Here is a 26,355-nt window from a genome sequence, read left to right as displayed (position 1 = left end):
TCCGAGCGCTCCCCGATCGCCGCCCTCGTCACCGAGATGCTGGAGGACATCCAGCACCCCTGAACACCGACTGAACACCGCGATCCGCACGGAGCCGCAGCCACCGGGGCTGCGGCTCCGTCGCTGTGCCGGGCCGCCCCGTTCTCGTCCCGGGTCACTCGCGGGCGGCGGCACTGGCCGCTCCCGGGCCGCTGCCGGGCGGCGGCCCGGAGCACGGCGCGTGCCGCCGGAGGTGCCGTTCCGCCACCCGGGTGGCAGGCCCCGGCCGTCCCCGCCCGCCCGGCCGGGGACGCCGGCGGCCGGTGCCGTCGCGGGGATCCGATGCCGCGTCACCCGTACAGCTCGTCAGAGTCGTCACCCAGGTCCGTTCCCGCCGACGATCTCTGCAAGAGCTGGACGCAACCCGGAACGAGGACCATCGCGATGACCCGACCGCTTCCCCACCGACGGAACACGACCGCCCGCCGAGGCCTGCTGGTGGCTGCGATAGTCATGGCCGGCCTGCTACCGGTGGCCGCCACACCGGCGAACGCGGCCGTACCCGGCCTGGTCGGCACGCACGGACACGATCACCGGCACCACCACGGGCAGGGGAACGGGCACGGCCACGGGCACGGCCACCGGCACGGCGAGGCCCGGTACGAGAGCCACCGCGGCGAGAACGTGAGCTCCGAGGACGTGAGCTCCGAGGACGTCAGCGCCCCGGAGGCCGGCGGGGACGAGGACTGCACGACCAGCACGCTGAGCCCTGAGCTGGTGGCCAAGCTCGACGCGGCCGTGCAGCAGACGATGACCCAGACGGGCGTCCCCGGTGTGAGCGTCGGCATCTGGCTGCCTGGGCAGGGCCGGTACGTCAAGTCCTTCGGCGTCGCCGACAAGAAGACCGGCGCCCCGATGACCGTGGACCTCTACTCCCGGATCGGCAGCGAGACCAAGACCTTCACCGCCACCGCCCTGCTGGAGCTGGTCGACGACGGACTGGTCGGGCTGGACGACCCCATCTCGGCGTACGTCAGCGGGGTCCCGAACGGCGACAACATCACCCTCCGCAACCTGGCCGAGATGCGCAGCGGCCTGTTCCCCTACTCGGCGGACCCGGACTTCGTCACGGCGCTGGAGTCGGACCCCACCAAGCCCTTCACCCCCGAGCAGCTGCTCGCCTACGGCTACAAGCACCCCAACCTCAGCGGGCCGGGGGTCCAGTTCCTGTACAACAACAGCAACTACATCCTGCTCGGCCTGGTCGTCGAGAAGGTGAGCGGCATCCCGCTCGCCGAGTTCATCCACGACCGGGTGACCGGCCCGAGCGGCCTGGACCACACCCTCTTCCCCAAGGGGGCCGAGTTCCCCTCGCCGCACGCGCACGGCTACACCAACCAGACCCTCACCGGCGAGACGGTGGACGCCACGGACTGGAACCCGAGCTGGGGCTGGGCCGCCGGTGCGATGATCTCCACCCTGGACGACCTCAAGCGCTGGGCCAAGATCGTCGCGACCGGTGAGCTGCTCTCCCCCGAGACCCAGGCGCAGCGCACCAAGTTCCTGCCCACCACCCTCCCCGGCGCGGGCTACGGGCTCGGCCTCTTCGACATCCAGGGATGGGTCGGCCACAACGGCTCGCTGCCCGGCTACGAGTCCCTCACCCTCTACATGCCGGAGACGGGCGCGACCCTGGTGGTGCTCCTCAACACCGACATCCTGACCCAGGGCAACGAGCCGAGCACCCTCTTCGGCAAGGCCCTGACCAGCATCGTCACGCCGGACAACGTCTTCTTCATCCCCGCCGTGAAGTAGCTCCCCCTCCCCCTCGCCGACCGCCCGGACGGGTGGAGCGCCCCGGGCCCGGCCCGGGGCGCTCCACCCGTCCGGGCCCGCTGCTGCGGTCATGGGCGGTCGTCCGTCCTCCGGGCTCGGGGCCGGCCCCGGACTCCCGAGGACGGCCCCGGCCCGGCGGTGGCGGCGGCGCCTGCTCAGAAGCCCTGGGCGAGGCGGTGGTAGGCCTGGTTCCAGCGCAGCTCGCGGGTGAACTGCCGCATGGTGGTACCGGCGTCGATCAGCACCAGCTCGGTGCCGATCATCTCGGCCAGGTCGTCCAGCTCCTCGGTGCCGATGGCGCTGGAGAGCACGGTGTGGTGCGGGCCGCCGGCGGTGAGCCAGGCCTCGGTGGAGGTCCGCAGGTCGGGGCGGGGCTGCCAGACGGCCCGGGCCACCGGGAGCCTGGGCAGCGGCTCGTGCGGCTCGACGACGTCGATCTCGTTGGCGACCAGCCGGAACCGGTCGCCCATGTCGGCCATGCCGACGACGACCGCCGGGCCGGTGGCGGCGTCGAAGACCAGGCGGACCGGGTCCTCGCGGCCGCCGATGCCGAGCGGGTGGATCTCGCAGGACGGGGTGCCGGAGGCGATCGAGGGGCAGACCTCCAGCATGTGCGCGCCGAGAATCAACTCCCGCCCCGGCTCCAGGTGGTAGGTGTAGTCCTCCATGAAGGAGGTGCCGCCGGGCAGGCCCAGCGCGACCGTCTTGAGGGTGCGCAGCAGGACGGCGGTCTTCCAGTCGCCCTCGCCGCCGAAGCCGTAGCCGTCCGCCATCAGGCGCTGGACGGCCAGGCCGGGCAGCTGGCGAAGGCCGCCGAGGTCCTCGAAGTTGGTGGTGAAGGCGCCGAAGCCGCCCTCGGTGAGGAAGCCGCGCAGGCCGAGTTCGATCCGGGCGGCGTACCGCAGGGAGTCGTGGCGCTCGCCGCCGGCGCGCAGCTCCGGGGCGAGGCGGTAGCCGTCCTCGTACTCCTTGACGAGTTCGGTGACGTCGGCGTCGCTGCTGGCGTCGACGGCCGCCACCAGGTCGTTCACGCCGTAGGTGTTGACCGAGACGCCGAGGCGCAGCTGGGCCTCGACCTTGTCGCCCTCGGTCACGGCGACGTCGCGCATGTTGTCGCCGAAACGGGCGAGCTTGAGGGTGGCGAGTTCGGCCCGGCCGGCGGCGGCGCGGGCCCAGGCGGCGATCCGGCGGGCGGTGGCCGGGTCGGAGGCGTGGCCGGCGACGGTCTTGCGGGCGACGCCGAGCCGGGACTGTATGTAGCCGAACTCGCGGTCGCCGTGGGCGGCCTGGTTCAGGTTCATGAAGTCCATGTCGATGGTGGACCAGGGCAGGTGGACGTTGGCCTGGGTGTGCAGGTGGAGCAGCGGCTTGCGCAGGGCGTCGAGTCCGGCGATCCACATCTTCGCGGGTGAGAAGGTGTGCATCCAGGCGATCAGGCCGACGCAGTCGTCGGCGGCGTTGGCCTCCAGGCAGATGCGGCGGATCGCGGCCGCGTCGGTGAGGACGGGCTTCCAGACGATGCGGACGGGCAGGCCGGCGGCGGCGACGGTGCCGGCCACCTCGCGGGACTGCTCGGCGACCTGGCGCAGGGTGTCCTCGCCGTAGAGGCCCTGGCTGCCGGTCAGGAACCAGATCTCGCGGGCGTCGGTGCTGTGCGTCATGGGGTGGTTCTCCTTCACCGGGCCGCGGGCTGCTGGCCGTAGACGTGCTGGTAGCGGTGGTTGAGGGCGTCGATGTCGGCCTGCGCGATGGGCAGGGGCTCGCCGAGTTGGCGGGAGATGTGGACGGTCCGGGCGACGTCCTCGCACATCACGGCGGCCTTGACGGCGGCCTTGGCGTCCTTGCCGACGGTGAAGACGCCGTGGCTCTTCATCAGGACGGCGGGCGAACGGTGGTCGCGCAGGGTGTCGACGATGCCCCGGCCGATGGAGTCGTCGCCGATCAGGGCGAACGGGCCGACCGGGATCTCGGCGCCGAACTCGTCGGCCATCGCCGTGAGGACGCACGGCACGGCCTCGCCGCGGGCGGCCCAGGCGCAGGCGTACGTGGAGTGGGTGTGCACCACTCCCCCGACCTCGGGCAGGTGCCGGTAGACGTAGGCGTGGGCGGCGGTGTCGGAGGACGGGCTGTGGGAGCCCTCGACCACCTTGCCGTCCAGGTCGCAGAGGATCATGGCGTCGGGGGTGAGCTCGTCGTAGGAGACTCCGCTGGGCTTGATGACCATCAGGTCCTCGCCGGGGACGCGGGCGGAGACGTTGCCGGCGGTCCAGACGACCAACCGGTAGCGGACGAGCTCCTGGTGCAGGTCGCTCACCTGCCGGCGGATCAGGTCGATGGGGTCGGTCATGCGGGTCGTACCTCGCTCTTCCGGTCGGTGGCGGCGGCGCTCAGGGCGGCGTTGCGGATGGTGCGCAGGCGGTGCAGCTGCTTGTCGGGGCCGGTGCCGAAGTGGTCGTGCAGCAGGCGGTACTCGGCGAACAGGGCGTCGTAGGCGTCCGCCCGGGCCGGGTCGGGCAGGTAGGCGCCCCGCCGGACCCGGCCCATCGCGGCGGAGGCCGCGCGGACGCCCTGGTGGGCACCGGCCGCGACCGCGGCGTGGATCGCGGAGCCCAGTGCCGGCCCCTGCTCGGACTCGGCGAGCGAGACCGGCCGGCGCAGCACGTCCGCGTAGATCTGCATCAGCAGGGCGTTCTTCTTGAGGCCGCCGGTGACGACGAACTCGGTGATGGGGACGCCGGCGTCCTCGAAGGCGTCGACGATGGTGCGGGTGCCGTAGGCGGTGGCCTCCAGGAGGGCCCGGTAGACCTCCTCGGGCCGGGTGGCGAGGGTGAGGCCGACGATGACGCCGCTCAGGTGGTGGTCGACCAGGGTGGAGCGGTTGCCGTTCATCCAGTCGAGGGCGACCAGGCCGTGGCCGCCGACCGGCTGGCCGGCGATCTTGCGGGTGAGGAGCTGGTGCAGGTCCTCACCGGTGCTCAGCGCCTCGTCCCGGTAGTCGGCGGGGACGCCCTGGCGCAGCCACCAGGCGAAGATGTCGCCCACCGCGCTCTGGCCGGCCTCGTAGCCGTAGGCGCCCTCGACGATGCCGCCGTCGACGACGCCGCAGATGCCGGGTACGTCGGCGAGGGCCGCGCCGTTGAGGACGTGGCAGGTGGAGGTGCCCATGATGGCGAGCAGCTGCCCGTTCTCGACCGCCCGGGCGGCGGGGGCGGCGACGTGGGCGTCGACGTTGCCGGCGGCGACCGCGATGCCCTCGGGCAGGCCGGTCCAGGCGGCGGCCTCGGCGGTGAGGGAGCCGGCCCGGGAGCCGAGCGCCAGCAGGGGGTGCTCCAGGCGGGTGCGGGCGAAGTCGGCGAAGCCGGGGTTCAGGGCGGCCAGGAAGTCCTCGTCCGGGTAGTGGCCGTCCTGGTGGATGCCCTTGTATCCGGCGGTGCAGGTGTTGCGGCTCTCGGCGCCGGTGAGCTGCCAGACGATCCAGTCGGCGGCCTCGATCCAGCGCTCGCAGGCGGCGTAGACGGCCGGATCCTCCTCCAGCACCTGGAGGGCCTTGGCGTACTGCCACTCGGCGGAGATCCTCCCGCCGTAGCGGGAGATCCACTTCTCGCCACGGGCGTGCGCCAGGGCGTTGATCCGGTCGGCCTGGGCCTGCGCGGAGTGGTGCTTCCACAGCTTGGGCCAGGCGTGCGGGCGCCCGGCCCACTGCGGGGTCTGCGCGAGCGGCGTGCCGTCGGCCAGGGTCGGCAGCACCGTGCAGGCGGTGAAGTCGGTGCCGATGCCGATCACCGCGGCGGGGTCCACGCCCGCGGCGGCGAGCGCGGCGGGGACGGCGGTGCGCAGCACCTCGCGCCAGTCCTCGGGGTGCTGGAGCGCCCAGTCGGGCGGCAGCTCCTCGCCGGTCCCGGGGAGGCTCTCCTCGACGACGGCGTGCGGATAGGGGTGGACGGCGGTGGCGATCTCCTCGCCGTCCCGCACGCGCACCACCACGGCGCGGCCGGAGAGTGTCCCGAAGTCGACGCCGACGACGTAGGTCTCCGTGTCGGGGGCGGGGGAGGTCTCGGTCACTGTCTCGTCCTTACTGGCGGGTGGGTGGCGCCTGCCGGGGTGTGGGCGGCGGGCGGCCACGCCGCGGGCGGTGGCGGTTGTGCGGTCCCGATCGTCGGGGTCGTTCCCGGGTCGTGGCCGGATGTCGGGGCGGGTCGGCGGGTCGCGGGTCGCTGCGGGGGTCGGGGTCGGTGCTCGGGTCCGGTCCGGTCCGCAGGGTCGCTGCGGGGTGGGGTGGGTTGGGTTGGGGAGACGGCGGGGGTCGGTGGTCGGGGCCGCCGGACCGGTCCCGCTTCGTTGCGGGGGTCCGGCGGCCGGCCACCGCCGCGCCTGCCTCACCCTCGGGAGGCGGCACGGCGGTGGCCGCCGGTACGGGCGGACCGAAGCGGGGTGGGCCGCCCGTACCGGCGGTTCGGGGGACCTCCGGTGGGGCCCGCAGCAAATTGTTAACGTTAACAACGCTTCGCGCAAGAGCCCCGGGGAAAGTCCGGCGGCTGCGGCCGGCCGCCCTGACCGGCGGGTCCGCTCCGGCGGGGGCCGATCCGCCCCTGCCGGGCCGTCGGCCGGGCCGCCGCAGAGCGGGCCGGGCGCGCCGGCACAGGGCCGTCGGCCGGGCCGCCGCCGGGCGGGTCAGGCGCGCCGGCGCAGGGCGGTCAGCCGCTGGAGCACGATGAAGACGAACAGCAGCGCCCCGATGACGATCCTGGTCCACCAGGAGCTGAGCGTGCCCTGGAAACTGATGACCGTCTGGATCAGCCCGAGCACCAGCACCCCCAGCACGGTGCCCAGCACGTAGCCGGTGCCACCGGTGAGCAAGGTCCCGCCGATGACCACCGCCGCGATCGCGTCCAGCTCCAGGCCCACCGCGTGCAGCCCGTAGCCGGAGAGCATGTAGAAGGTCAGCAGCACACCGCCCAGCGCGGAGCAGAAGCCGCTCACCGCGTAGACCCCGATCTTGGTCCGGGCCACCGGCAGGCCCATCAGCAGCGCCGACTGCTCGCTGCCGCCCAGCGCGTACACGTTGCGCCCCCACCGGGTGTGGTGCAGCAGCACGAAGGCCGCGACCACCACCAGCAGGGCGATCACCGCGCTGGGCGAGACGAACATGCCGCCCGGCAGCGGGATCCGGGCCTGCGCCATCGAGGTGTAGCCGGAGTCGGTGATCGAGATGGACTCCACACTGATGGTGTAACAGAGGCCGCGGGCCAGGAACATGCCCGCCAGGGTGACGATGAACGGCTGGATCTCGAAGGTGTGGATCACCCAGCCCATCACCCAGCCCGCCCCGGCACCGATCGCCAGCACCAGCGGGACGACCGCGAGGATCGGCCAGTGGTGGTGCTCCACGAGCGCGGCCGAGACCATGGTGGACAGCGCGACCACCGCACCCACCGAGAGGTCGATCCCGCCGGAGAGGATCACGAAGGTCATCCCGACGGCGACCACCAGCAGGAAGGCGTTGTCGATCAGCAGGTTGAGCAGCACCTGGCCGGAGAAGAAGCCCTGGTAGCTCACCGAGCCGACGCTGAACATGGTGACCAGCAGGAGCGCGGTGACCAGCAGCGGGACGTGTTCACGGAGCCGGCGTGACAGGGTGGCGTTCATCGGCCCACCTCCAGGTTGGCGGGTGCGGCGGATTCGGACCGGCTGCCGCGCCGGGCCCCGGACCGCCGCCGATGGGACAGCTTGGCGCGGAACTTGGGCGATTGGACCAGGCAGACGGCGATCACGACGACCGCCTTGAAGACCAGCGTGGTCTCCGGCGGGACGCCGATGGTGTAGATGGTGGTGGCCAGGGTCTGGATGACCAGCGCGCCCAGGACCGTCCCGCCGAGCGAGAACCGCCCGCCGGCCAGCGAGGTGCCGCCGATCACCACCGCGAGGATGGCGTCCAGCTCGATCCACAGACCCGCGTTGTTGCCGTCCGCCGCGGAGACGTTGGAACTGATCATCAGGCCCGCGACCGCGGCGCAGACCGCGCTGAACACGTACACCAGGGCGATCAGGCGCTGTGCCCGGATGCCCACCAGCCGGCTGGCGACCGGGTTGCCGCCGACCGACTCCAGCAGCATGCCCAGCGCCGTCGAACGGGTGAGCAGCGCGGTGAGCAGCACCATGGCCGCCGCCAGCACGACGGCGAACGGCACGGTGAGCCAGTAGCCGCCGCCGATCAGCTGGAACGGGCCGCTGGTGACGGTGATGATCTGCCCGTCGGTGACGAGTTGCGCCACGCCGCGGCCGGCCACCATGAGGATCAGCGTCGCGATGATCGGCTGCACCCCCACCCTGGAGACCAGGAAGCCGTTGACGCTCCCGAGCACCAGCGCGACCAGCAGGGCCAGGCCCGCCGCGGTGAGCACCGTGCCCAGGCCGCCGGGATCGGCGGACTCGCTGATGTGCAGGCAGGCCAGGGCGCCGGCGATGGCGACGGTGGAACCCACCGACAGGTCGATCCCGCCGGTGGCGATCACCAGCGTCATGCCGAGCGCGACGAGGATCAGCGGGGCACCGAAGTGCAGGATGTCGATCAGGCTGCCGTAGAGGTGGCCGTCCTTGATCCGGACCGCGAAGAAGTCCGGGGTGAACGCCACGTTGGCCAGCAGCAGGGCCGCGAGGACCGCGGCCGGCCAGAACAGGCGGTGCTTGGTCATCCCTGTGCTCCGCTCGCGATGGTCTCCATGATCAGCTCCGAGGTGAGGCCGCCGTCGTTGCGCAGTTGGGCGACCATCCGGTGGTCGCGCAGGATGCCGACCTTGTGGCTGAGGCGCAGCACCTCCTCCAGTTCGGCGGAGATGAAGAGCACCGCCATGCCCTCGCCGGCGAGCTTCGCCACCAGCTTCTGGATCTCGGCCTTGGCGCCGATGTCGATGCCCCGGGTGGGCTCGTCGAGGATGAGGAGCCTGGGGTCGGTGATCAGCCAGCGGGCGAGGAGCACCTTCTGCTGGTTGCCGCCGGAGAGGTTGCGGACCAGCGCCTCCGGGTTGTTCGGGCGGATGTCCAGGGCCCGGATCCAGCGGATCGCGAGTTCGTCCTGGACGCTCCGGCCGAGCGGCCTGGTCCAGCCGCGGGCGGCCTGCAGGGCGAGCACGATGTTCTCACGCACCGTCAGTTCACCGACCAGGCCCTCGGTCTTGCGGTTCTCCGAGCAGAAGGCGATGCCGTGGCCGATCGCGGTGCGCGGGTTGCGCAGCACGGTCTCCTCGCCGTCGACCCGGACCGTCCCGGCGTCGGCCTGGTCGGCGCCGAACAGCAGCCGGGCGGCCTCCGTGCGCCCCGAGCCGAGCAGGCCGGCGAGGCCGACCACCTCGCCGGGGCGGATGGAGAGATCGTAGGGCTCCACCGCGCCCCGGCGGCCGAGGCCGGTGGCGCGCAGGAAGGCCCCGGCGCCCCCCGGTGCGGCCGGCTGCTGGCGGGCACTGTCCGACAGGCCTTCCAGGCCCTGGAGTTCGGCGCCGATCATCCGCGCGACGAGCTGCCGCTGGCTCAACTCGGAGGTGAGGTACTCGCCTTCCAGCCGTCCGCCGCGCAGGATGGTCATCCGGTCGCAGATCTCGTAGATCTGGTCGAGGAAGTGCGAGACGAACAGGATCGCGACGCCCCGTTCGCGCAACCGCCGCATCACGGCGAACAGTTGCGCGACCTCGTCGCGGTCGAGACTGGACGTCGGTTCGTCCAGGATCAGCACCTTGGCGTCGATGTCCACCGCGCGGGCGATCGCCACCAGTTGCTGGACGGCGATCGAGCAGTCGGCGAGCGGCATCGAGACGTCCAGGTCGAGGTCGAGCGCCGCCACCGCCCCGGCCGCGCGGCGCCGCACCTCCGCCCAGTGGACCAGGCCCAGCCGGCGCGGTTCGCGGCCGATCAGGATGTTCTCCGCCACCGACAGGTTGGGGCAGAGGTTCACCTCCTGGTAGACCGTCGAGATGCCGGCCTGCTGGGCCTGCAGCGGGCCGGTGATCGTGGCCGGCCGGCCCGCCAGCAGCACCCGGCCGCCGTCCGACTCGTGGACCCCGGTGAGCACCTTGATCAGGGTGGACTTGCCGGCGCCGTTCTCGCCCATCAGCGCGTGCACCTCGCCGGGGAAGAGCCGGAAGTCGACCCCGTCCAGCGCCAGCACGCCCGGGAACTCCTTGCGGATCCCGTGCACTTCCAGGACCGGTTGCCGGAGCATCGCAGTCCTCCTCTCGTGGTGGGCACCGGGGCCCCCGGCGTCGCTCCGCACAGGGACCCAGGCCACCCGGGGGCCGGTCAGTACTGGCGGGACGGCAGGGCGGCGGCGGCCTGGTCCTGGGTGAAGACACCCTCCTCGGTCTTGATCCGGCGCTCCACGCTCTCGCCCTTCTTGACCTTCTTGGCCAGCTCCATGAGCTGGTCGCCGAGGAGCGGGTTGCACTCGACGACCACGTTGATCTTGCCCTGGCTCATCGCGGTGAAGGCGTCCTTGACACCGTCGATCGAGATGATCTTGATGTCCTTGCCGGGCTGCTTGCCGGCCTCCTCGATCGCCTGGATCGCGCCGAGCGCCATGTCGTCGTTGTGCGCGTAGAGCACGTCGATCTTCGGCTGGGACTTCAGGAAGGCCTGCATGACCTCCTTGCCCTTGGCCCGGGTGAAGTCACCGGTCTGCGAGGCGAGGACCTTGAACTTCGGGTCACCCTTGATCACGTCGGCGAAGCCGGACTTGCGGTCGTTCGCCGGCGCGGAGCCGGTGGTGCCCTCCAGCTGGACGATGTTCACCGGGTCGGCCTTGCCCTGGTACTCCTTCACCAGCCAGTCGGCGGCCCGCTTGCCCTCCTCGACGAAGTCCGAACCCAGGAAGGAGACATAGAGCGACTCGTCCTGGGAGTCAACCGCGCGGTCCGTGAGGATCACCGGGATCTTCGCGGCCTTGGCCTCCTTCAGGACGGTGTCCCAGCCCGACTCGACCACCGGCGAGAAGGCGATGATGTCGACCTTCTGCTGGATGAACGAGCGGATCGCCTTGATCTGGTTCTCCTGCTTCTGCTGGGCGTCGGAGAACTTCAGGGTGACGCCGGCCTTCTTCGCCGCGTCCTGGACCGACTTGGTGTTCGCCGTGCGCCAGCCGCTCTCGGCGCCCACCTGGGAGAACCCGATGGTGATCTTGTCCGAACCGCCGCCCGCCGCACCGTCGTTCGCCGCACCACCGCTCGAACAGGCGCTGAGGACCACGGCCATCGCGCCGGCGGCCAGGGCCGCCGCAGCTCTCTTGAACATTGTTGTTTCCTCTCGGGTGGCCCCGTCGGGCGCCGGCTCGGTGCCGCTCGACGGGGGAGAAAGACGGCCGTACGCGCCGCACGGGCGAAGGCCGGGGTGGATTGGGGGGCGGGGCCCGCGCCGGGCCCCGCGCGGAGGTCCGGCGAAGGTCCGGCGGAGGCATGGCAGGGCGACGGGGCCGGAGGTCCGGCGGGGTGTCCGACGGGGGTCCGGCGCGGGTCCGGGTGAACGGACGGTTTCGTCACCGTTCCGCCGATGTGCAGATTGTTAACGCTCACAATTAGCGGGTCAAGAGAGCGGGAGGCGCGTTACCCAACCTTTATGAACGCCGGACCTTCGGCGCCGTGACGCTCTTCTCACCTCGGGGGAAAGGCAGTTGACGACCACCGGGGGAAGGCCTCGCAGGTGGACGGCCCCCGCCGGGGCGGTGCGAGGCCCGGCAGCAGCCGGGGCGCCGGGACAGCCCGGCCACGAGCCGCCGGCCCGTGGCACGGCCCAGCGCCCGAGGGGCGCGGCATGCGCGCGGGGCCGGACCGGCGGCAGGTGCGGGGGGCCGGACCGGCCTCAGGAGCGGGGGCCGGACCGGCCTCAGGAGCGGGACGCCGGACCGGTGCTCCGGCGCACCACCAGCTCGGGCGGCACCAGCACCTGGGCGGGCGTGCCAGGCGCGCCGTCCAGCTCCGCCACCAGCAGCGCCAGGGCACGCCGGCCCAGCTCGGCGAAACCCTGCCGGACGGTGGTCAGCGGCGGCGTGAGGTACGCGCCCTCCGGGATGTCGTCGAAGCCGACCACGCTCACGTCCTCGGGCACCCGGCGGCCGGCCTCGTGCATGGCGCGGAGCAGGCCGAGCGCCATCTGGTCGTTCGCGCAGAACACCGCGGTGACCCGCGGGTCCTCGGCGATCCGCCGCCCGGCCTCGTAGCCGGACCGGGCGCTCCAGTCACCGGTCCACGGCTGCGGGACGGGAGCCCCGGCCGCCTCCAGCTCGCCGCGCCACCCGTCCAGCCTGAAGGCGCTCTCCAGCCAGTCCCGCGGACCGGCGACGTGCTGGACGGTCCGGTGCCCGAGGTCCAGCAGGTGACGGGTGGCGGCGGCCGCCCCCGCCCTGTTGTCCACCGCGACGACGGGCATCCTGGACCGGACGGCCGAGCAGACCGAGACCACCGGGACCGTGCTCGACAGCGTGGAGATCGCCCGCACCGCCATCAGCTGCGGCGCGATCACGACGATCCCCTCGACACCCTGGTCGCGCAGCCGGTCGGCCGCGTCCTGGACGGAGCGGGCGTCCAGCGACCGCAGGGTGGCGACGCTGACGAAGTACCCGGCGTCGCGGGCCGCCTGCTCGATGCTGTCGAGCGTCAGGGCCGGACCGTACAGCGTGCCGCCGAAGCTGACCACGCCCAGCAGCTGCGAGCGCCGCGTGACCAGGGCGCGGGCGGCCGGGTTCGGCCGGTAGTCCAGCTCGCGGATGGCCGCGAGGACCTTGTCCCGGGTGCCCGGCCGGACGTGGGGGGCACTGTTCAGGACCCGCGACACCGTCTGGTGCGACACCCCCGCCACCTTGGCCACGTCCGCCATCACGGCGTGGCGCACCGCCTGCCTGGCGCTTCCGTCCGTCACTCGCGGCTCCCTCGTCTCGGCACCAGGATAGCCACATGATCTGTTTGCGCTCACAACCCGCCACCTGGCTGCCTCGGCGGCCCGCGTGCCCCGGCCCGGCCCCGGACCGGTACGGGTGCGCGCGGGTAGGCGGGTGGCGGCGGGTGGACGCGCAGTTCCTCACCGACAACACCTTCACCTGCTGCCAGGGCACCGGCCTGGAGACCCAGACCAAGCTGATGGACTCGGTCTACTTCTGGGACGACACCTCGCTGTACGTCAACCTCGGCGGCGCGGGCCACGAGTGGTGGTTCGTGCCCAACGGCGAGCGGCGGATCCAGAACCTGAACAGCGGTCTGCTGCTCGGCGTCGCCGGCATGTCGATGGCGGCGGGCGGCCTCGTCGTGCAGTGGGGCGACAACGGGACCGCCGATCACCGGTGGCTCGCACTGCGCGACGCGGACGGCGCGTTCCGGCTGCGCAACCTCAACAGCGGCAAGGTGCTCGGGGTGGACGGCGCCTCGACGGCCGCCGGGGCGAAGGTCCTCCAGTGGGACGACAGCGGCACCCGGGACCACCTCTGGCGGCTGCGCCACGGGGGCGCGGACGCGTTCCGGATCGAGAACGTGAACAGCGGCAAGGTCCTCGGTGTCACCGGCGCCTCGACCGCGGCCGGCGCGCAGGTCGTCCAGTGGGACGACAGTGGCACCCGGGACCACCTCTGGCGCTTCGTCTGACGGGCCGGGGCCCGGACGCTCACGGCGTCCGGGCCCGGCCCCTCCGAGGAGGGCGTCCGCAACAGGTCGGGCCGACGGTTCAGTTGCCGACCGTGAACTGGGTGTCGTCGATCAGGAAGGTGGTCCTGGCCGCGAGGTCCTCCTTCCCCACGAACCGCACGTCGACGTACTGGCCGGCGTAGGCGGACAGGTCCACGGTCTTCTGCACGTAGCCGGTGGTCGCGTTCAGGTTGGAGTACGTCGCCAGGACGGTGGCGCCGGCCTGGACGGTCAGCTTGTCGTACGGGACGGTGGTGGTGCCCTCACTGGTGGTGATGTGCACCCAGAAGGTGAGGGTGGCCCGGCAGCCCCAGGGGATGTACACCGTCTGGGACAGCGTGTCGGTGTGCGGGTCACCGTAGCCGTTGAGCCACGCCTTCCACGAGCCGCTGCGCGGGAGGGTGTAGGGGTTGGTGGAGTCGATCATCCTGGCGGTCGACGCGGACCAGGCGACGGGGCCGGACTCGAAGCCGGGGTTGGCGAACTGCTGGGCCACCGTGCACTGGCCCATGGTGTAGGTCGTCCAGAGGAACGACACCACGTCGAGGGCGCCGGTGGGGTCCTTCACGGTGAGCGTGACGGTGCTCAGGGCCTGGGTGGTGGGCGTGCCGGTGATCTTGCCGGTGCCGGCGTTCAGGGTCAGGCCGGCGGGCAGGCCGGTGGCGGTGTAGGTCAGGGCCCCGGGGTTGCTGCTGACGGCCTTGGTCTGCAGGCTCACCGCCGTACCGGTCCTGGTGACCTGGTCACCGGGGTTGGTGACGGTCACGCCCTGGGTGTTCCGCGCGCCGACGTTGACCGCGGCCCAGGCGTTGGCGACGTTCTTGTACGTCGGGCTGCCGGCGCCGTAGAGGTCGGCGGCGGCCTGGAGGGTGGCGGTGCGGGCGCCCGCGTAGTCGGTGCTGGAGGTCATGTAGGTGCTGAGCGCCCGGTACCAGATCTTGGTGGCGGCATCGCGGCCGACCGGGTTGACGGGCAGGCCGTCGTAGGTCGGGGAGTTGTAGTTCACCCCGTTGACCAGCTTGGCGCCGCTGCCCTCGGAGGCCAGGTAGAACCAGTGGTTGGCCACCCCGGAGGAGAAGTGGACATCGCTGGAGCCCACCGAGGAGGACCAGTAGTCCGCTGACCAGCCGTCCTTGGAGGGCTTGTCCATGTAGCGCAGCGGCGTGCCGTCTCCGTTGATGTTGATCTTCTCGCCGATCAGGTAGTCACCCGGGTCGGCGGCGTTGTTCGCCCAGAACTCCACGGCGGTGGCCATGATGTCGGAGGTGGCCTCGTTCAGACCGCCGGACTCGCTGCTGTAGTTGAGGTCGGCGGTGGCGGACGTGACGCCGTGCGTCATCTCGTGGGCGGCCACGTCGATGGAGGTGAGCGGATTGACGTTGCCGCCACCGTCGCCGTACGTCATGCAGAAGCAGCCGTCCCACCAGTAGGCGTTCACGTAGGAGTCGCCGTAGTGCACGCGGCTGTGGGCGCCGACGCCGTTGTTCTCGATGCCGTTGCGGCCCAGCACGTTCTTGTAGAAGTCCCAGGTCAGCTGGGCGCCGTACTGCGCGTCCACGCCGGCGGTCTGCGCGTTGCCGTTGGTGCCGTTGCCCCAGACGTCGTCGGGGTCGGTGAACAGCGTGCCCGGGACGTCGTCGGTCTCGACGTGCTGCAGGTCGTAGGTCTTGTGACCGCCCCGGGCGGTGTCGGTCATGCTGTACGAACCGCCCGCCCCGGCCGTGCCGATGGTGACCTGGCCGGAGTACTGGCTGTTCCCGACGCCGTTCTTGACGTCCTGGAACTCGAACAGCTCGGCGCCGGTCCGCGCGTCGGTGACGACGTGCAGCTCGGAGGGGGTGCCGTCGTGCTGCAGACCGCCGACGACGCTCTCCCAGGCCGTCACCGGGGTACCGGACGCGGCCCACACGACCTTGCGGACCGACTCCGCCTTCGGGTCCTTCCCGCCCTCGGACCTGGCGCGGCCCACCGCGAACTCCTCGGCGGAGCCGGCCGTCACGGCCTCGGTGGTGGAGGCGGGCGCGACGGCCTCCCTGGTGGCCCGGTCGACGCCCTTGGTGCTTCCGTCCGGCGCCGTGTGGACGACCAGGTCGCCGCCGAGGACGGGCAGCCCGGCGAAGGTGCGGTCGTAGCGGGTGTGCAGGGTGCCGTCCGTGTCCTTCATGACGGACTTCGCCTGCAGCTCCTCCTGGGCACCCAGCCCCAGGGCCTTGGCGGTGCCGGCGCGCCGGCTCTGCGCGTCGGCCAGCAGGCTCGACCGCTCGCCCGGGCTCAGCGGCGCCGCGAGGGCTCCCGACCTGGGCGCCGGGGTGGTACCGGCCGTTGCGGTGGTGTTGGGTGCGGTGCCGGCGGGGGCACCCTGAGCGGCGGGCCCGTGCTCGGGCCTGCCGTCGGCGGTGGCGACACCGGCCGGCAGGACGACCACGACCATCGCGGCCGCGGCTGTCAACGCGCCCGCGACGACAGCCTTGTGGGGGGAACGCCTCAACGGAACTCCTCATGGGGGCGGCCGACTGCGACGTCGGCCGGGTCAGTCCCGGACGTGCGGTGCCGCGTCGTCCGGGTGGAGCTGGAGACTCGATGACACTGCTTCAACTGCGATGGCACGCCGGACCGTTGGGCGTGCCAGGGCTAGCGGAAGCGTTCCATGTTTGCGCGGCCATGTCATCCGGCCCGTGGCGACTTGACCGAAACGCGCCACACCCGACCGGCGCCCCGCACTCCGGCCCGACGCATCGCAGGGCGCCTTCGCGGGGCACCCTCGCCCGACAGACTGACGGCTCGTCATATCAGCGGCGTCGCAGGGGATATCGCCGTTATGCCGTCCCACGGGACGCGCCATCCCGGCGCCGGTGGGCCCCGGGGCCGCGGAGCGGCCCGGCGGAGCCCCGGACTCCCCTACCGGCTGGGCGATTTCAAGCCGCACCAGGGCGCCGGGTGTGCGCGCGGCCACCGTCCGGGACGCCGGATCCGGAACGGCGGGGGGCCAGCAGGGGGGAACTCCGCCGGCCTCAAGGCCGCCGGCCGGCCCCTCGCTCACCCGGTTCACCCGAACGGCCTACCCGTCTTGCCGCCCCCGGACGGCCGGGACAGCGTGGGGCGCGGGCCCGGGAGGGGTTCGCACACCGCCGGGCGCCGCCGGGGAGCGAGGTCCGCGACCGGGGCGGTGGCGGCAGAACAGGAGAGGTCTTCGTGACGTACACGCCGAAGGACGCCACGCCCGCCACGGCCGCCGCGAACAGGGAGGCGGTCTCCCGGTACGACATGGACGACCGGCAGGACTTCGCCGACGCCGACCGGGGCCTGATCGCGCCGTTCCCCGACCGGCTGTACGGGGCGGACGGGCGGATCCTCTTCGACCCGGCCCGCTTCGACTACCTGGCCGAGGACGCCCCGCCGCCGGACACCGTCAACCCCAGCCTGTGGCGGCAGTCGCAACTGATCCGCAAGGGCGGCCTGTACAAGGTGGTGGACGGCCTCTACCAGGTGCGCAACAACGACATCGCCAACCTGACGGTGGTGGAGGGCGAGGACGGGCTGGTCGTCATCGACTGCATGGCCGCGGTCGAGTCCGCCCGGCAGGCGATGGCGATGATCCGGGAGCACGTCAGCGACAAGCCGGTCTCCGCCGTGATCTACACCCACACCCACGTCGACCACTACGGCGGGGTGAAGGGCGTGGTCGACCCCGCCGACGTGGCGTCCGGGAAGGTGCCGGTCATCGCGCCGGGCACCCTGGCCTCCTTCGACAAGCACGCGCTCGGCGAGAACGTCATCGTCGGCAACGCGATGTCGCGCCGCGCCGCCTACGCCTTCGGCAGCCTGCTCGACCTGAACGCCTCCGGGTGCGTCAGCTGCGGGATCGGCATCGCCTCCGTCCCGGGGGTGACCATCTCCTACATCTCCCCCACCGACCCGATCACCCGGACCGGCACCACCCGCGACCTGGCCGGCCTGACCTTCGAGTTCCTCTACGCCCCCGACACCGAGGCGCCGGAGGAGATGCACATCTGGATCCCGGAGCTGGCCGCGCTCACCTGTGCGGAGAACGCCAACCACTCGCTGCACAACATCCAGACCCTGCGCGGCGCCCGCACCCGCGACGCCCGCAACTTCGCCCGGTACCTGGACGAGACGCTCGAACGGTGGGGCGACCAGGCGCAGGTGCACTACGGCCCGCACACCTGGCCGGTCTGGGGCAACGAGGGCGTCGTCACCCTGCTGGAGTCCCAGCGCGACACCTACAAGTACATCCACGACCAGGCGCTGCGGCTGGCCAACAAGGGCTGGACCCCGCTGGAGGCCGCCGAGGAGATCGAGCTGCCCGAGGAGCTGGGCCGCAAGTGGTTCAACCGCGGGTACCACGGCACCCTGCACCACGACGTCCGGGCGGTGTTCACCAAGGAACTGGGCATGTGGGACGGCGACCCGGTCTCCCTGCACCCGCATCCGCCGGTGGAGACGGCCCGCCGCTTCGCCGCCCTGATCGGCGCCGACCGGATCCTCGCGGAGGGCCGGCGCGCCTTCGAGGCCGGCGACTACCGCTGGAGCGCGCAGATCCTGCACACCCTGGTCTTCGCCGAGCCCGGCAACGAGGCCGCGCGGCACCTCCAGGCGGACGCCTACGAACAGTTGGGCTACCAGGCCGAGGGCCCGCAGTGGCGCGGCATCTACCTGACCGCCGCCAAGGAGCTGCGCGAGGGCGTCCAGCCGGCCCCCTTCGCCACCGCCAGCTCCGACACCGTCCTGGCGATGCCGGTCGACATCCTCTTCGACTTCGCGGCCGTCCACCTGATCGGTGACAAGGCCGCCGATGCCGACCTGCGGGTGGACTTCCGCTTCACCGACCTCGACGAGACCTGGACGATGCGGGTGCGGCGCGGCGTCCTCAACGCCCGCCGCGGGGCGGCACCGGAGACCCCGCTGACGGTGTCCGGGCCCAAGGCGGCCCTCGCCGGTGTGCTGCTGCGCCCCGCGACGGCCGACCGGCTGGCCCGGAGCGGGGCGATCACCCTCGACGGTGACCCGAGCGTGCTGGAGACCTACGGGGGACTGCTGGACGAGTTCGACCCGCACTTCCCGATCGTCACTCCCTGAGGACTGCGGCGGCCTCCCGGAGGAGCCTCCGGGAGGACCGCCCGTCCCGTTCAAGGTTCACCAGGTCGGCACTGCGTGCGGCGCCGGCCGGCGGAGCGGGCATCGCGATCGAATCTGATGCCTCGTGTTGGATTGTTCAATGATTCGCTGGAGAGACGCCGTCGCTTCTGTCGATAATTGACGGCATGAGCCTCGACGACGTTTCCTCCCTCTTCTCCCGGTGGGCCCCCGCCCCGGCCTCCTGGCAACTGGCCGACGGTGTCCTGACGGTCCGGGCCGACGCCCGGACGGACATCTTCACCAACCCGATGAGCGGCGAGGTGAAGCGCAACGCCGCCATGGCGCTGGTCAGCCCGCCGGAGGGCGACTGGCAGTTCTCGGCGCGGGTCCGGGTGGGGTTCAAGGCCGCGTGGGACGCGGGCGCCCTGTTCGTCCGGTCGGACGAGGAGCACTGGGCGAAGCTGAACTTCGAGCAGTCACCGGACGGGGTGCCGAGCGTCTTCTCGGTCGTCACCCGCGGGCGGTCCGACGACGCGGTGGCGGGGGCCGTGGCCGGCGAGGCGCTGTGGTTGCGGATCAGCCGGATCGACGAGGCCTTCGCGTTCCACGTCTCGGACGACGGCTCCGCCTGGCGCCTGGTCCGGCAGTTCGCACTGGCCGGCCGGGGCGGGATCCAGGTCGGCGTCGAGGTCCAGTCACCGATCGGCGAGGGCTGCCAGGTCGAGTTCGACGACATCCGCCTCACCGCCACCCGGCTGGCCCACCTCTTCGACGGCCGCTAGTGAACTGAGCCGGGCCTCCGTTCCCCGACGGCCGCCGGGGAACGGAGCCGGGGCGGAGCGGGCGAACGGAGCGGGCGAGCGGAGCCGGGGCGGACGGCAGAAGCAGGGGTGGACGGCAGGGGCCCGTACCCGTAGGCAGCAGGGGCCCGCCGGGTACCGGCCCTCGGTGTCCCGCCTCCCGCCTCCCGCTCCGCTGCGCTTCCGCCGCCGCGGGGGCGGCGGTCAGCGGTGCGCGACCGGCCCGGCCGAGTCGCGCGTACCGGCCGTGTCCCGCGGGGCGGCCGGCTCCCCCGGCACCGCCCTCGCCCCGGCGCTCCCGGGCTCCGCCCAGGAACCGGCCCGCGTGTGGAGGGCGTACACCTGCGCGCCCCCGGCCCAGTACCGCCGGGGATCGCCGTGGTCCCGCGCCGCCCCGGCGACGGCGGGCGGGCGGGAGCGAGGTCCGGCGCCGGGCACGGCGCAGGGCTCACCGGGGTGGGCGGGCGTCCGGAGGTCGGGCCAGAACTCGGCCACCGCCGTGGCGCCCGCCTCGACCACCGCGTCGCGCCGGCGCCGGCGGGCGGCCGGGGTCGAGGCCCGCCGCACCGCCGAGGCGACGGCCTGGGGCGAGGTGTGCGCCCACTCGACGAAGCTGTGGGTGCCGGCGCGGCCGTCACCGTGCCGGATGCGCAGGGTGACGATCCAGGGCGAGCACCCGTCGGGCCCGGCCCGTCGGACCGGCTGCTCGGGGTGGCCGCTGCCGGGGAACGGCAGGAGGTGCTCGGCTCGCGGGACGTGGGGGCCGGAAGAGAAGGACATGGTGTGCTCCGACGGTGCTGGGGACCTGCGACCGATCGGGCGATTCACCAGAAGTGAACATTTTCGAACCCGATTGCACAATCACACTCGCTCGCCGCCTCCGGCGTCAAGCCCCGCAACGGCGTCGATATCCCCGCGTAACCTTCCGGCCGCCCTGCGGCCCCTTTTTCGTGACCGTTTGCACCGGGCCGGACACGGATTGCGCACACCGACGGGTAGCGATGCCGGACTTTGTCCAAGTTTGACGAATCCCTTGACATCGCGGGGGCGCGCTTCGAGACTCTCGGTCGACCCACTTGTTTGCGCCAACATGGCGGGACGGCCGTGCCGGCGCAGTCAAGGGGTCGACCCCCGGCCGTCCGCCGCCCCAGCGGGCGGCGGACGGCCGGGGACTGCCAGGAAGCGGGCCCGGACCTGACCGGTGGGGCGTGCGCGGCCTCCCCACCAGGGCGGCCGGCCTCCCCGGCACCTCACCGTGAAGTCCGCCCCACGCCCGCGACTTGAGCAGTGCCCCCCCACCCCCACCCACGGTGCATGCACGGAGCACGCCCCTCCTCGTTCCCCGGCCGGGGACAGCGGGCCGGGCGGCACTCCCCCACGCCGCGGAGCAGTTCCGCCCGCCCTGTCATGTTTGCGGTGCCACGGCTCAGGAACTCGTCCGGCTCATGCACCGGAGAACGAAGGTATGAGAACGTGCCGAGATTGCGAACGATCCTGTTCGGCGCCCTGCTGGCGCTGTTCCTTCCGCTCCTGCAAGGAGTGGGTACCGCCCACGCGGCCACGGTGACGATCACCAACGGCACCCAGTTCAGCGACACCGCCGGCAACCCGGTCCAGGCCCACGGCGGCGGCGTCATCAAGGTCGGCCAGTACTACTACTGGTTCGGCGAGGACCGGAACGCCGACAACACCTTCCGCTACGTCTCGGTCTACCGGTCCAAGGACCTGAAGGCCTGGGAGTTCCGCAACCACGCCCTGACCCAGGCGGCGGACCCGGAGCTGGGTTACGCCATCATCGAGCGGCCGAAGGTCATGTACAACGCCTCGACCGGCCAGTTCGTGATGTGGATGCACAAGGAGAACGGCTCCGACTACGGGCAGGCCCGGGCCGCGGTGGCCGTCTCCAGCACCGTCGACGGCACCTACAGCTACAAGGGCAGCTTCCGGCCGCTGGGTGAGATGTCCCGCGACATCACCACCTTCGTGGACGACGACGGCACCGGCTACATGATCTCCGCCGCCAACGAGAACCGGGACCTGCACATCTACCGGCTCACCGCCGACTACACCGCGATCGAGTCCCAGGTGCAGAACCTGTGGGCCGGCCAGTCCCGCGAGGCGCCGGCCCTGTTCAAGCGGGGCGGCGTGTACTTCCTGCTCAGCTCCACCACCAGCGGCTGGGACCCCAACCAGCAGCGTTACGGCACCGCCACCAGCATCACCGGCACCTGGAGCGGCCTGACGGACATCGGCGACGGCGTCACCTACGGGAGCCAGACCGCGTTCGTGCTGCCCGTCCAGGGCACCGGCGGCACCAGCTACCTGTACATGGGCGACCGCTGGGGCAACTCCTTCGGCGGGACGGTCAACGACTCCAAGTACGTCTGGCTGCCGCTGTCCTTCCCGACCGACACCACCATGACCATGGGTGACTCGCCGCAGATCAACGTGAACGCCGCGACCGGCGTCATCACCCCCATGAAGGCCACCTGGGAGAGCCTGACGGGCCGCCAGAGCGGCCGGTGCGCGGACGTGGGGAACTACTCATTCGCCGCCGACTCGCAGCTTCTGCAGTGGAGTTGCGGAAACGGTGCCAACCAGAACTTCTGGCTGAAGAACCTCGGCACCGGCTACGTGCAGATCATGGCCCGGCACAGCGGGCTGTGCCTGGACGTGAGCGGCGCCTCCACCGCGGACGGCGCGCTCGCCGTGCAGAACACCTGCAACGGCCAGACCTCCCAGCAGTGGCAGGTCCAGAAGGTCTCCGGCACCAACTACGTCCGCCTGATCGCCCGGCACAGCGGCAAGTGCCTGGACGTCACCAACCAGTCCACCGCCAACGGCACCGCCCTGGAGCAGTGGACCTGCGGCACCGGCACCAACCAGCAGTGGCTGCGCACCGTCACCCCCTGAGCAGTCGGACCGTGACGCCGCACTCCCCGCGCCGACGCCCCTGAGCGGGCTCGTCGAGCCACCTCCCTGCCCACCTCTCCCGTTCCGCCCCACCGACGCCCCTCCACCCCCGTACGGCGGAGGGGCGTCGTCGTACCCGCCCACCCCACCCCGTCCAGGAGGACCCGATGTCCCCACGCAAGCAGCCACCCACCCGTACCCGCAGGACCCGGGCCGGAGCCGGCGCCGCCGCCGTCGCGATCGCCGCCCTCACCGCGAGCACCCTGAGCGCCCCGCCCGCCGCGGCGGCCGAGGCGTCCTGGCACGTCACCGTCCGCCTCGACCCCAGCTACCAGCAGCAGCCCTTCCAGGGCTGGGGCACCGCGCTGGCCTGGTTCGCCAACGTCACCGGCGGCTGGCCGGACGCCAAGCGCAACGAGCTCGCCGACGACCTGTACGGCGCGAACGGCCTCGGCTTCACCCTGGCCCGCTACAACATCGGCGGCGGCGACAGCCCCGAGACCCAGCCGTACCTGCGCCCGGGCGCGGCGGTGCCCGGCTACTGGAACCGCCCCGCCGCCTACGGGCCGCCGGCCGGCGGCACCGCCGGCTGGACCGAGCCCGCCGACTGGTGGAACCCGGCCGACCCGACGCACTGGAACGCCAACCCCGACCCGAACCAGCTCTGGTGGCTGAAGGCCGCCAAGAGCCGCGGCGCCGACACCTTCGAGGCGTTCTCCAACTCCGCGCCGTACTTCATGACCAACAGCGGCCTGGTCTCCGGTGCGTCCAACAGCTGGCAGGACAACCTCCGCGCCGACCAGTACGACCGCTTCGCCGCCTACCTCGCGGGCGCGGTGCAGCGCGCCCAGGCCGCCTCCGGCGTGACCTTCAACGCCGTCTCCCCGGTGAACGAGCCGGACACGTCCTACTGGGGCGCCGGCGGCCCGCAGGAGGGCTCGCACTGGGACCAGGCCTCCCAGGCGCACGTCATCGCCAGTGTCCGCAGCGCGCTGACCGGCGCCGGGATCGGCGCGCCGCTGGCGGCCATGGACGAGAACACCTCGGACATGTTCCGGGACAACTGGAACTCCTACAGCGCCTCGACCCGCGCCGCCGTGGGCAAGCTGAACACCCACACCTACGGCACGAACGGCAGAACCGGGGCACGCGACATCGCCAAGGGCACCGGCAAGCCGCTCTGGATGTCCGAGGTCGACCTGGGCGGCAGCGGCCCGCAGAGCTTCACCGACATGTCCCCGGCCCTCGACTTCGCCCAGCACATCAACGACGACATCAGGGAGCTGGAACCCAGCGCCTGGGTGATGTGGCAGGCCGTCGAGGACTACACGAACATGACGCCCGGTCACGAGAACTCCAACTGGGGCCTGATCCAGACCGACCTCACCTCCGCCGACCCGGCCGCCGAGCCGCTGCGCCTGAACAAGAAGTACTGGGCCATGGCCAACTACAGCCGGTTCGTCCGGCCGGGCGCCCAGGTGATCGGGACCGACTCCACGAACACGCTCGCGGCCCTGCGGCCCGGCGGCACGGGCGCGGTGGCCGTCTACACCAACTCCAGCGGCTCGGACCAGACCGTCACCCTCGACCTGGGTGCCTTCCAGAGCGTCGACACGACCGTCCCGGTGCAGCGGTGGACCACCGACGCCGGCAAGAACCTGCAGCGTGACGGCGACCTGACCGCCACCGCCGCGAAGACGCTCACCACGACCGTCGGCCCCGGCTCGGTGACCACCTTCGTCATCCCGGGCGCCACCGGCGTCGACAGCACGGCGACCACCGACCCGACCGGCCCGGTGCGCCAGGTGCTGGGCGACAACAGCGGCCTGGCCCTGTCGGCCGGCGCGACCTCGACCGCCGCCCCGGTCCAGCGGACGTCCAACCCCGCCGACACCGCTCAGCAGTGGAAGTTCACCAAGGTGTCCGGCACCTGGGAGAGCACGACCGCTTACCGCGTCACCAACGTCAAGACCGGCAAGGCCCTCAGCGTCAGCGGGAGTGCGCTCGGCTTCGCCGCCGCGGGCTCGTCCACCCAGCAGCGGTGGATGCTCTCCACCACCGGCAACGGGCACAGCACCCTGGTCAACAGTGCGACGGGCGACCTGCTGGACGTCGCGAACGGGTCCATGTCCGACGGCGCGCCGGTCGGCGTGTACCGGCCGACCACCGGGAGCAACCAGTCCTGGAGCCTGCGCAGCGCCGCCGCCGACAGCTGGAAGGCCCTGCGCGTGCGCAGCAGCAACAAGTGCGTGGACATCCAGGGCTCCTCCACCGCGGACGACGCGCCCGCCCTGCAGTACACCTGCGTCAGCGCCTCGAACCAGAAGTGGTCCCTGCGTCCCGCGAGCCCCGGCTACGTCAACCTGGTGGGCCAGCAGAGCGGCAAGTGCCTGGACGTCTCGGGCGTCTCGACCGCCGACAACGCCGCCGTCCTGCTCTACGGCTGCAACGGGGCCGCCAACCAGGAGTGGTCGGTGCGCACCACCGCCACCGGCTACGTCACCCTGATGGCCCGGCACAGCGGCAAGTGCCTGGACGTCTCCGGTGGTTCCCTCAACAACAACGCCCCGCTGGTGCAGAGCCCCTGCACCGGGAGCACCAGCCAGCAGATCAAGGTCGGCTGACGGCCGGCGGCCGGGTCGGGGGCGCGGACTCGTCCGCGGCCTGGCCGCCCCGGACTGCGGCGTACCCCCTCGGGGGTGCGCCGCAGTTACGCGTTCCCGTCCTGCGGGGCGCGGGCGGAGCTGGCCCGGACGACCAGCTCGGGGGTGACGGAGATCAGCCGGGTGGCGGGGCGCTCCCCGGCCGGCGAGTCGATCTGGTCCAGGAGGAGCGCGACGCACTGGCGGCCGACCTCCTCGAAGTCCTGCCGGACGGTGCTCAGCGGCGGGGCGAAGTAGGCGGATTCGGGCACGTCGTCGAAGCCCACCACGCTGACGTCCTCGGGGACCCTGCGGCCGGCGTCGCGCAGGGCCAGCATCAGGCCGAGCGCCATGTGGTCGTTGGCCGCGAAGACGGCGGTGACGTCCGGGCGGGCGGCCAGCTCCTTGCCGATCTCGTACCCGGAGGCGGCCGTCCAGTCGCCCAGCGCGAGCGGCGGCACGGGTGCGCCGGCATCCTTCAGGGTGGCGTGCCAGGCGGCGGCGCGGCGGCGGGCGGCGTAGGAGTCCTGCGGGCCGCCGATGTGCCAGACCGTGCGGTGGCCGAGCCCGAGGAGGTGCCGGGTCGCCGCCGAGGCGCCGTACGCCTGGTCGGTGTCCACCGAGTGGAAGCGGCGCTCGGGGTCGCCGTCGGCCACCACCACCGGGATCCCGCCGGAGACGGTGAACCCCCGGCGGTCGAGGATCTGCGCCTCGACGACGACGAGGCCGTCCACGGCCTGCTCGGTCAGCTGGCGGACGGCCTGCTGCACGGCGTCCTCGGTCTGGGCCTCCGCGCAGACCACGTTCACCGAGTAGCCGGCGGCCTGCGCGGCGTGCGAGATGGCGGCGAGGGTGCGGGCGTTGCCCTGGGCGGCGAGGTCGAAGGTGACCACGCCGAGCACGTGGAACCGCCCGAGGGTGAGCGCGCGGGCGGCGCTGTTGCGCTGGTAGCCGAGCATCCGCATCGCGGACAGGACCCGCTCCCGGGTTTCCGGTTCCACGTTGGAGCGGTGGTTGGCGACCCGCGAGACCGTCTGCGAGGAGACACCGGCGAGGGCGGCGACATCGGCCTGGGATGGAGGGCGCTGCCTGCCCCGGGTGCCGTCGCCGGGCGTCGTCCCTCTTCGTTCCATGCCGGTCCTTCCTCGCGTGTCTGCGTGAACATCGTAGCGCCGGGATGCGAAGGACCACGATGCGGGTGGGCGGGCCAAAAGGGAAGGCTGCCGGTCTCCCTGTCTGTGCGGACAGGAAAACCGGCAGCCTGTGGCGGTCCGGCCGACCCTCGGCGGCCTACCGCCCGTCCGTTCCCCCACCGGCCGGGACCACCACTTCTCCGGGGTGGCCCCTGAGCGGCTCGGCGTGGGACGGAAGTACGGGGGGTGCGGGGGTCAGGCGGGGAGGCCGATGCGGCGTTCGCCGTTGCGGCGTTGCTGGATG

At 72.3% G+C, this 26,355-nt stretch carries 17 protein-coding genes; 6 read left to right on the top strand and 11 right to left on the bottom strand.

All coding sequences use genetic code 11. From position 1 onward, the window contains the following. Positions 1-423: 423 nt before the first annotated feature. Positions 424-1,794 (top strand): serine hydrolase domain-containing protein, encoded by a 1,371-nt coding sequence (locus IE329_RS37965; RefSeq protein ID WP_229928098.1) that lies wholly within the window; start codon positions 424-426, stop codon positions 1,792-1,794. A 176-nt stretch (positions 1,795-1,970) separates the two neighbouring features. On the opposite strand, the gene araA is transcribed toward IE329_RS37965, so the two are convergent. The 8 genes from araA to IE329_RS37925 form a co-directional block, all read right to left on the bottom strand. Next, entirely contained in the window at positions 1,971-3,476 is a 1,506-nt protein-coding gene (gene araA / locus IE329_RS37960; protein WP_190215629.1) for an L-arabinose isomerase, read from the bottom strand. 14 nt (positions 3,477-3,490) lie between these two features. Further along, positions 3,491-4,162 (bottom strand): L-ribulose-5-phosphate 4-epimerase, encoded by a 672-nt coding sequence (locus tag IE329_RS37955; protein ID WP_190215628.1) that lies wholly within the window; start codon positions 4,160-4,162, stop codon positions 3,491-3,493. Then, positions 4,159-5,877 (bottom strand): ribulokinase, encoded by a 1,719-nt coding sequence (locus IE329_RS37950; RefSeq protein WP_190215627.1) that lies wholly within the window; start codon positions 5,875-5,877, stop codon positions 4,159-4,161. Before IE329_RS37950 ends, IE329_RS37955 begins: the two co-directional genes overlap by 4 nt. Positions 5,878-6,486: 609 nt before the next feature. After that, on the bottom strand, positions 6,487-7,461 hold the full coding sequence (gene yjfF / locus IE329_RS37945; RefSeq protein WP_190215626.1) for a galactofuranose ABC transporter, permease protein YjfF: 975 nt from the start codon (positions 7,459-7,461) through the stop codon (positions 6,487-6,489). Continuing rightward, positions 7,458-8,507, bottom strand: a complete 1,050-nt coding sequence (locus IE329_RS37940) for an ABC transporter permease (protein ID WP_190215625.1) — start codon at positions 8,505-8,507, stop codon at positions 7,458-7,460. The genes yjfF and IE329_RS37940 overlap by 4 nt, the downstream gene beginning before the upstream one ends. Beyond that, positions 8,504-10,027, bottom strand: a complete 1,524-nt coding sequence (locus tag IE329_RS37935) for a sugar ABC transporter ATP-binding protein (RefSeq protein ID WP_190215624.1) — start codon at positions 10,025-10,027, stop codon at positions 8,504-8,506. Before IE329_RS37935 ends, IE329_RS37940 begins: the two co-directional genes overlap by 4 nt. A 77-nt stretch (positions 10,028-10,104) precedes the next feature. Then, on the bottom strand, positions 10,105-11,091 hold the full coding sequence (locus IE329_RS37930; protein WP_190215623.1) for an ABC transporter substrate-binding protein: 987 nt from the start codon (positions 11,089-11,091) through the stop codon (positions 10,105-10,107). 588 nt (positions 11,092-11,679) lie between these two features. Further along, entirely contained in the window at positions 11,680-12,669 is a 990-nt protein-coding gene (locus IE329_RS37925; protein ID WP_190215631.1) for a LacI family DNA-binding transcriptional regulator, read from the bottom strand. A gap of 185 nt (positions 12,670-12,854) precedes the next feature. Here IE329_RS37925 and IE329_RS37920 point away from each other — a divergent pair, with 185 nt between their 5' ends. Beyond that, positions 12,855-13,427, top strand: coding sequence for an RICIN domain-containing protein (locus tag IE329_RS37920; protein WP_229928097.1), 573 nt, complete (start codon positions 12,855-12,857; stop codon positions 13,425-13,427). Between the two features lie 79 nt (positions 13,428-13,506). Here the strand turns inward: IE329_RS37920 and IE329_RS37915 are convergent, their stop codons facing one another. Continuing rightward, positions 13,507-15,954, bottom strand: a complete 2,448-nt coding sequence (locus IE329_RS37915) for a M4 family metallopeptidase (RefSeq protein ID WP_229928096.1) — start codon at positions 15,952-15,954, stop codon at positions 13,507-13,509. Between the two features lie 704 nt (positions 15,955-16,658). Between IE329_RS37915 and IE329_RS37910 the strand changes: the two genes are divergently transcribed. Both IE329_RS37910 and IE329_RS37905 read left to right on the top strand, forming a co-directional pair. Then, on the top strand, positions 16,659-18,563 hold the full coding sequence (locus IE329_RS37910; RefSeq protein ID WP_190215621.1) for an alkyl/aryl-sulfatase: 1,905 nt from the start codon (positions 16,659-16,661) through the stop codon (positions 18,561-18,563). Between the two features lie 185 nt (positions 18,564-18,748). Then, complete coding sequence (locus IE329_RS37905; protein ID WP_190215620.1) at positions 18,749-19,345, top strand: DUF1349 domain-containing protein; 597 nt, start codon at positions 18,749-18,751, stop codon at positions 19,343-19,345. A 222-nt stretch (positions 19,346-19,567) separates the two neighbouring features. Here the strand turns inward: IE329_RS37905 and IE329_RS37900 are convergent, their stop codons facing one another. Then, the gene (locus tag IE329_RS37900; RefSeq protein WP_190215619.1) at positions 19,568-20,143 is read right to left on the bottom strand and encodes a hypothetical protein; all 576 of its coding nucleotides are present in this window, start codon (positions 20,141-20,143) and stop codon (positions 19,568-19,570) included. 693 nt (positions 20,144-20,836) lie between these two features. Here IE329_RS37900 and IE329_RS37895 point away from each other — a divergent pair. Together IE329_RS37895 and IE329_RS37890 are read left to right on the top strand one after the other, a co-directional pair. After that, the gene (locus IE329_RS37895; protein WP_373311431.1) at positions 20,837-22,276 is read left to right on the top strand and encodes an RICIN domain-containing protein; all 1,440 of its coding nucleotides are present in this window, start codon (positions 20,837-20,839) and stop codon (positions 22,274-22,276) included. A 167-nt stretch (positions 22,277-22,443) separates the two neighbouring features. Then, positions 22,444-24,900, top strand: a complete 2,457-nt coding sequence (locus IE329_RS37890; RefSeq protein ID WP_190215617.1) for an RICIN domain-containing protein — start codon at positions 22,444-22,446, stop codon at positions 24,898-24,900. 86 nt (positions 24,901-24,986) lie between these two features. Here the strand turns inward: IE329_RS37890 and IE329_RS37885 are convergent, their stop codons facing one another. Further along, a complete protein-coding gene (locus tag IE329_RS37885) occupies positions 24,987-26,051 on the bottom strand; it encodes a LacI family DNA-binding transcriptional regulator (protein ID WP_190215616.1) in 1,065 nt (354 codons plus the stop codon). Positions 26,052-26,355: the final 304 nt, after the last annotated feature.

Source organism: Kitasatospora indigofera (assembly GCF_014655955.1).
In the GTDB taxonomy this organism is placed as follows: domain Bacteria; phylum Actinomycetota; class Actinomycetes; order Streptomycetales; family Streptomycetaceae; genus Kitasatospora; species Kitasatospora indigofera.
The sequence above is the reverse complement of the archived record's forward strand: the minus strand, read 5'-3'. Positions and strand labels throughout refer to the sequence as shown.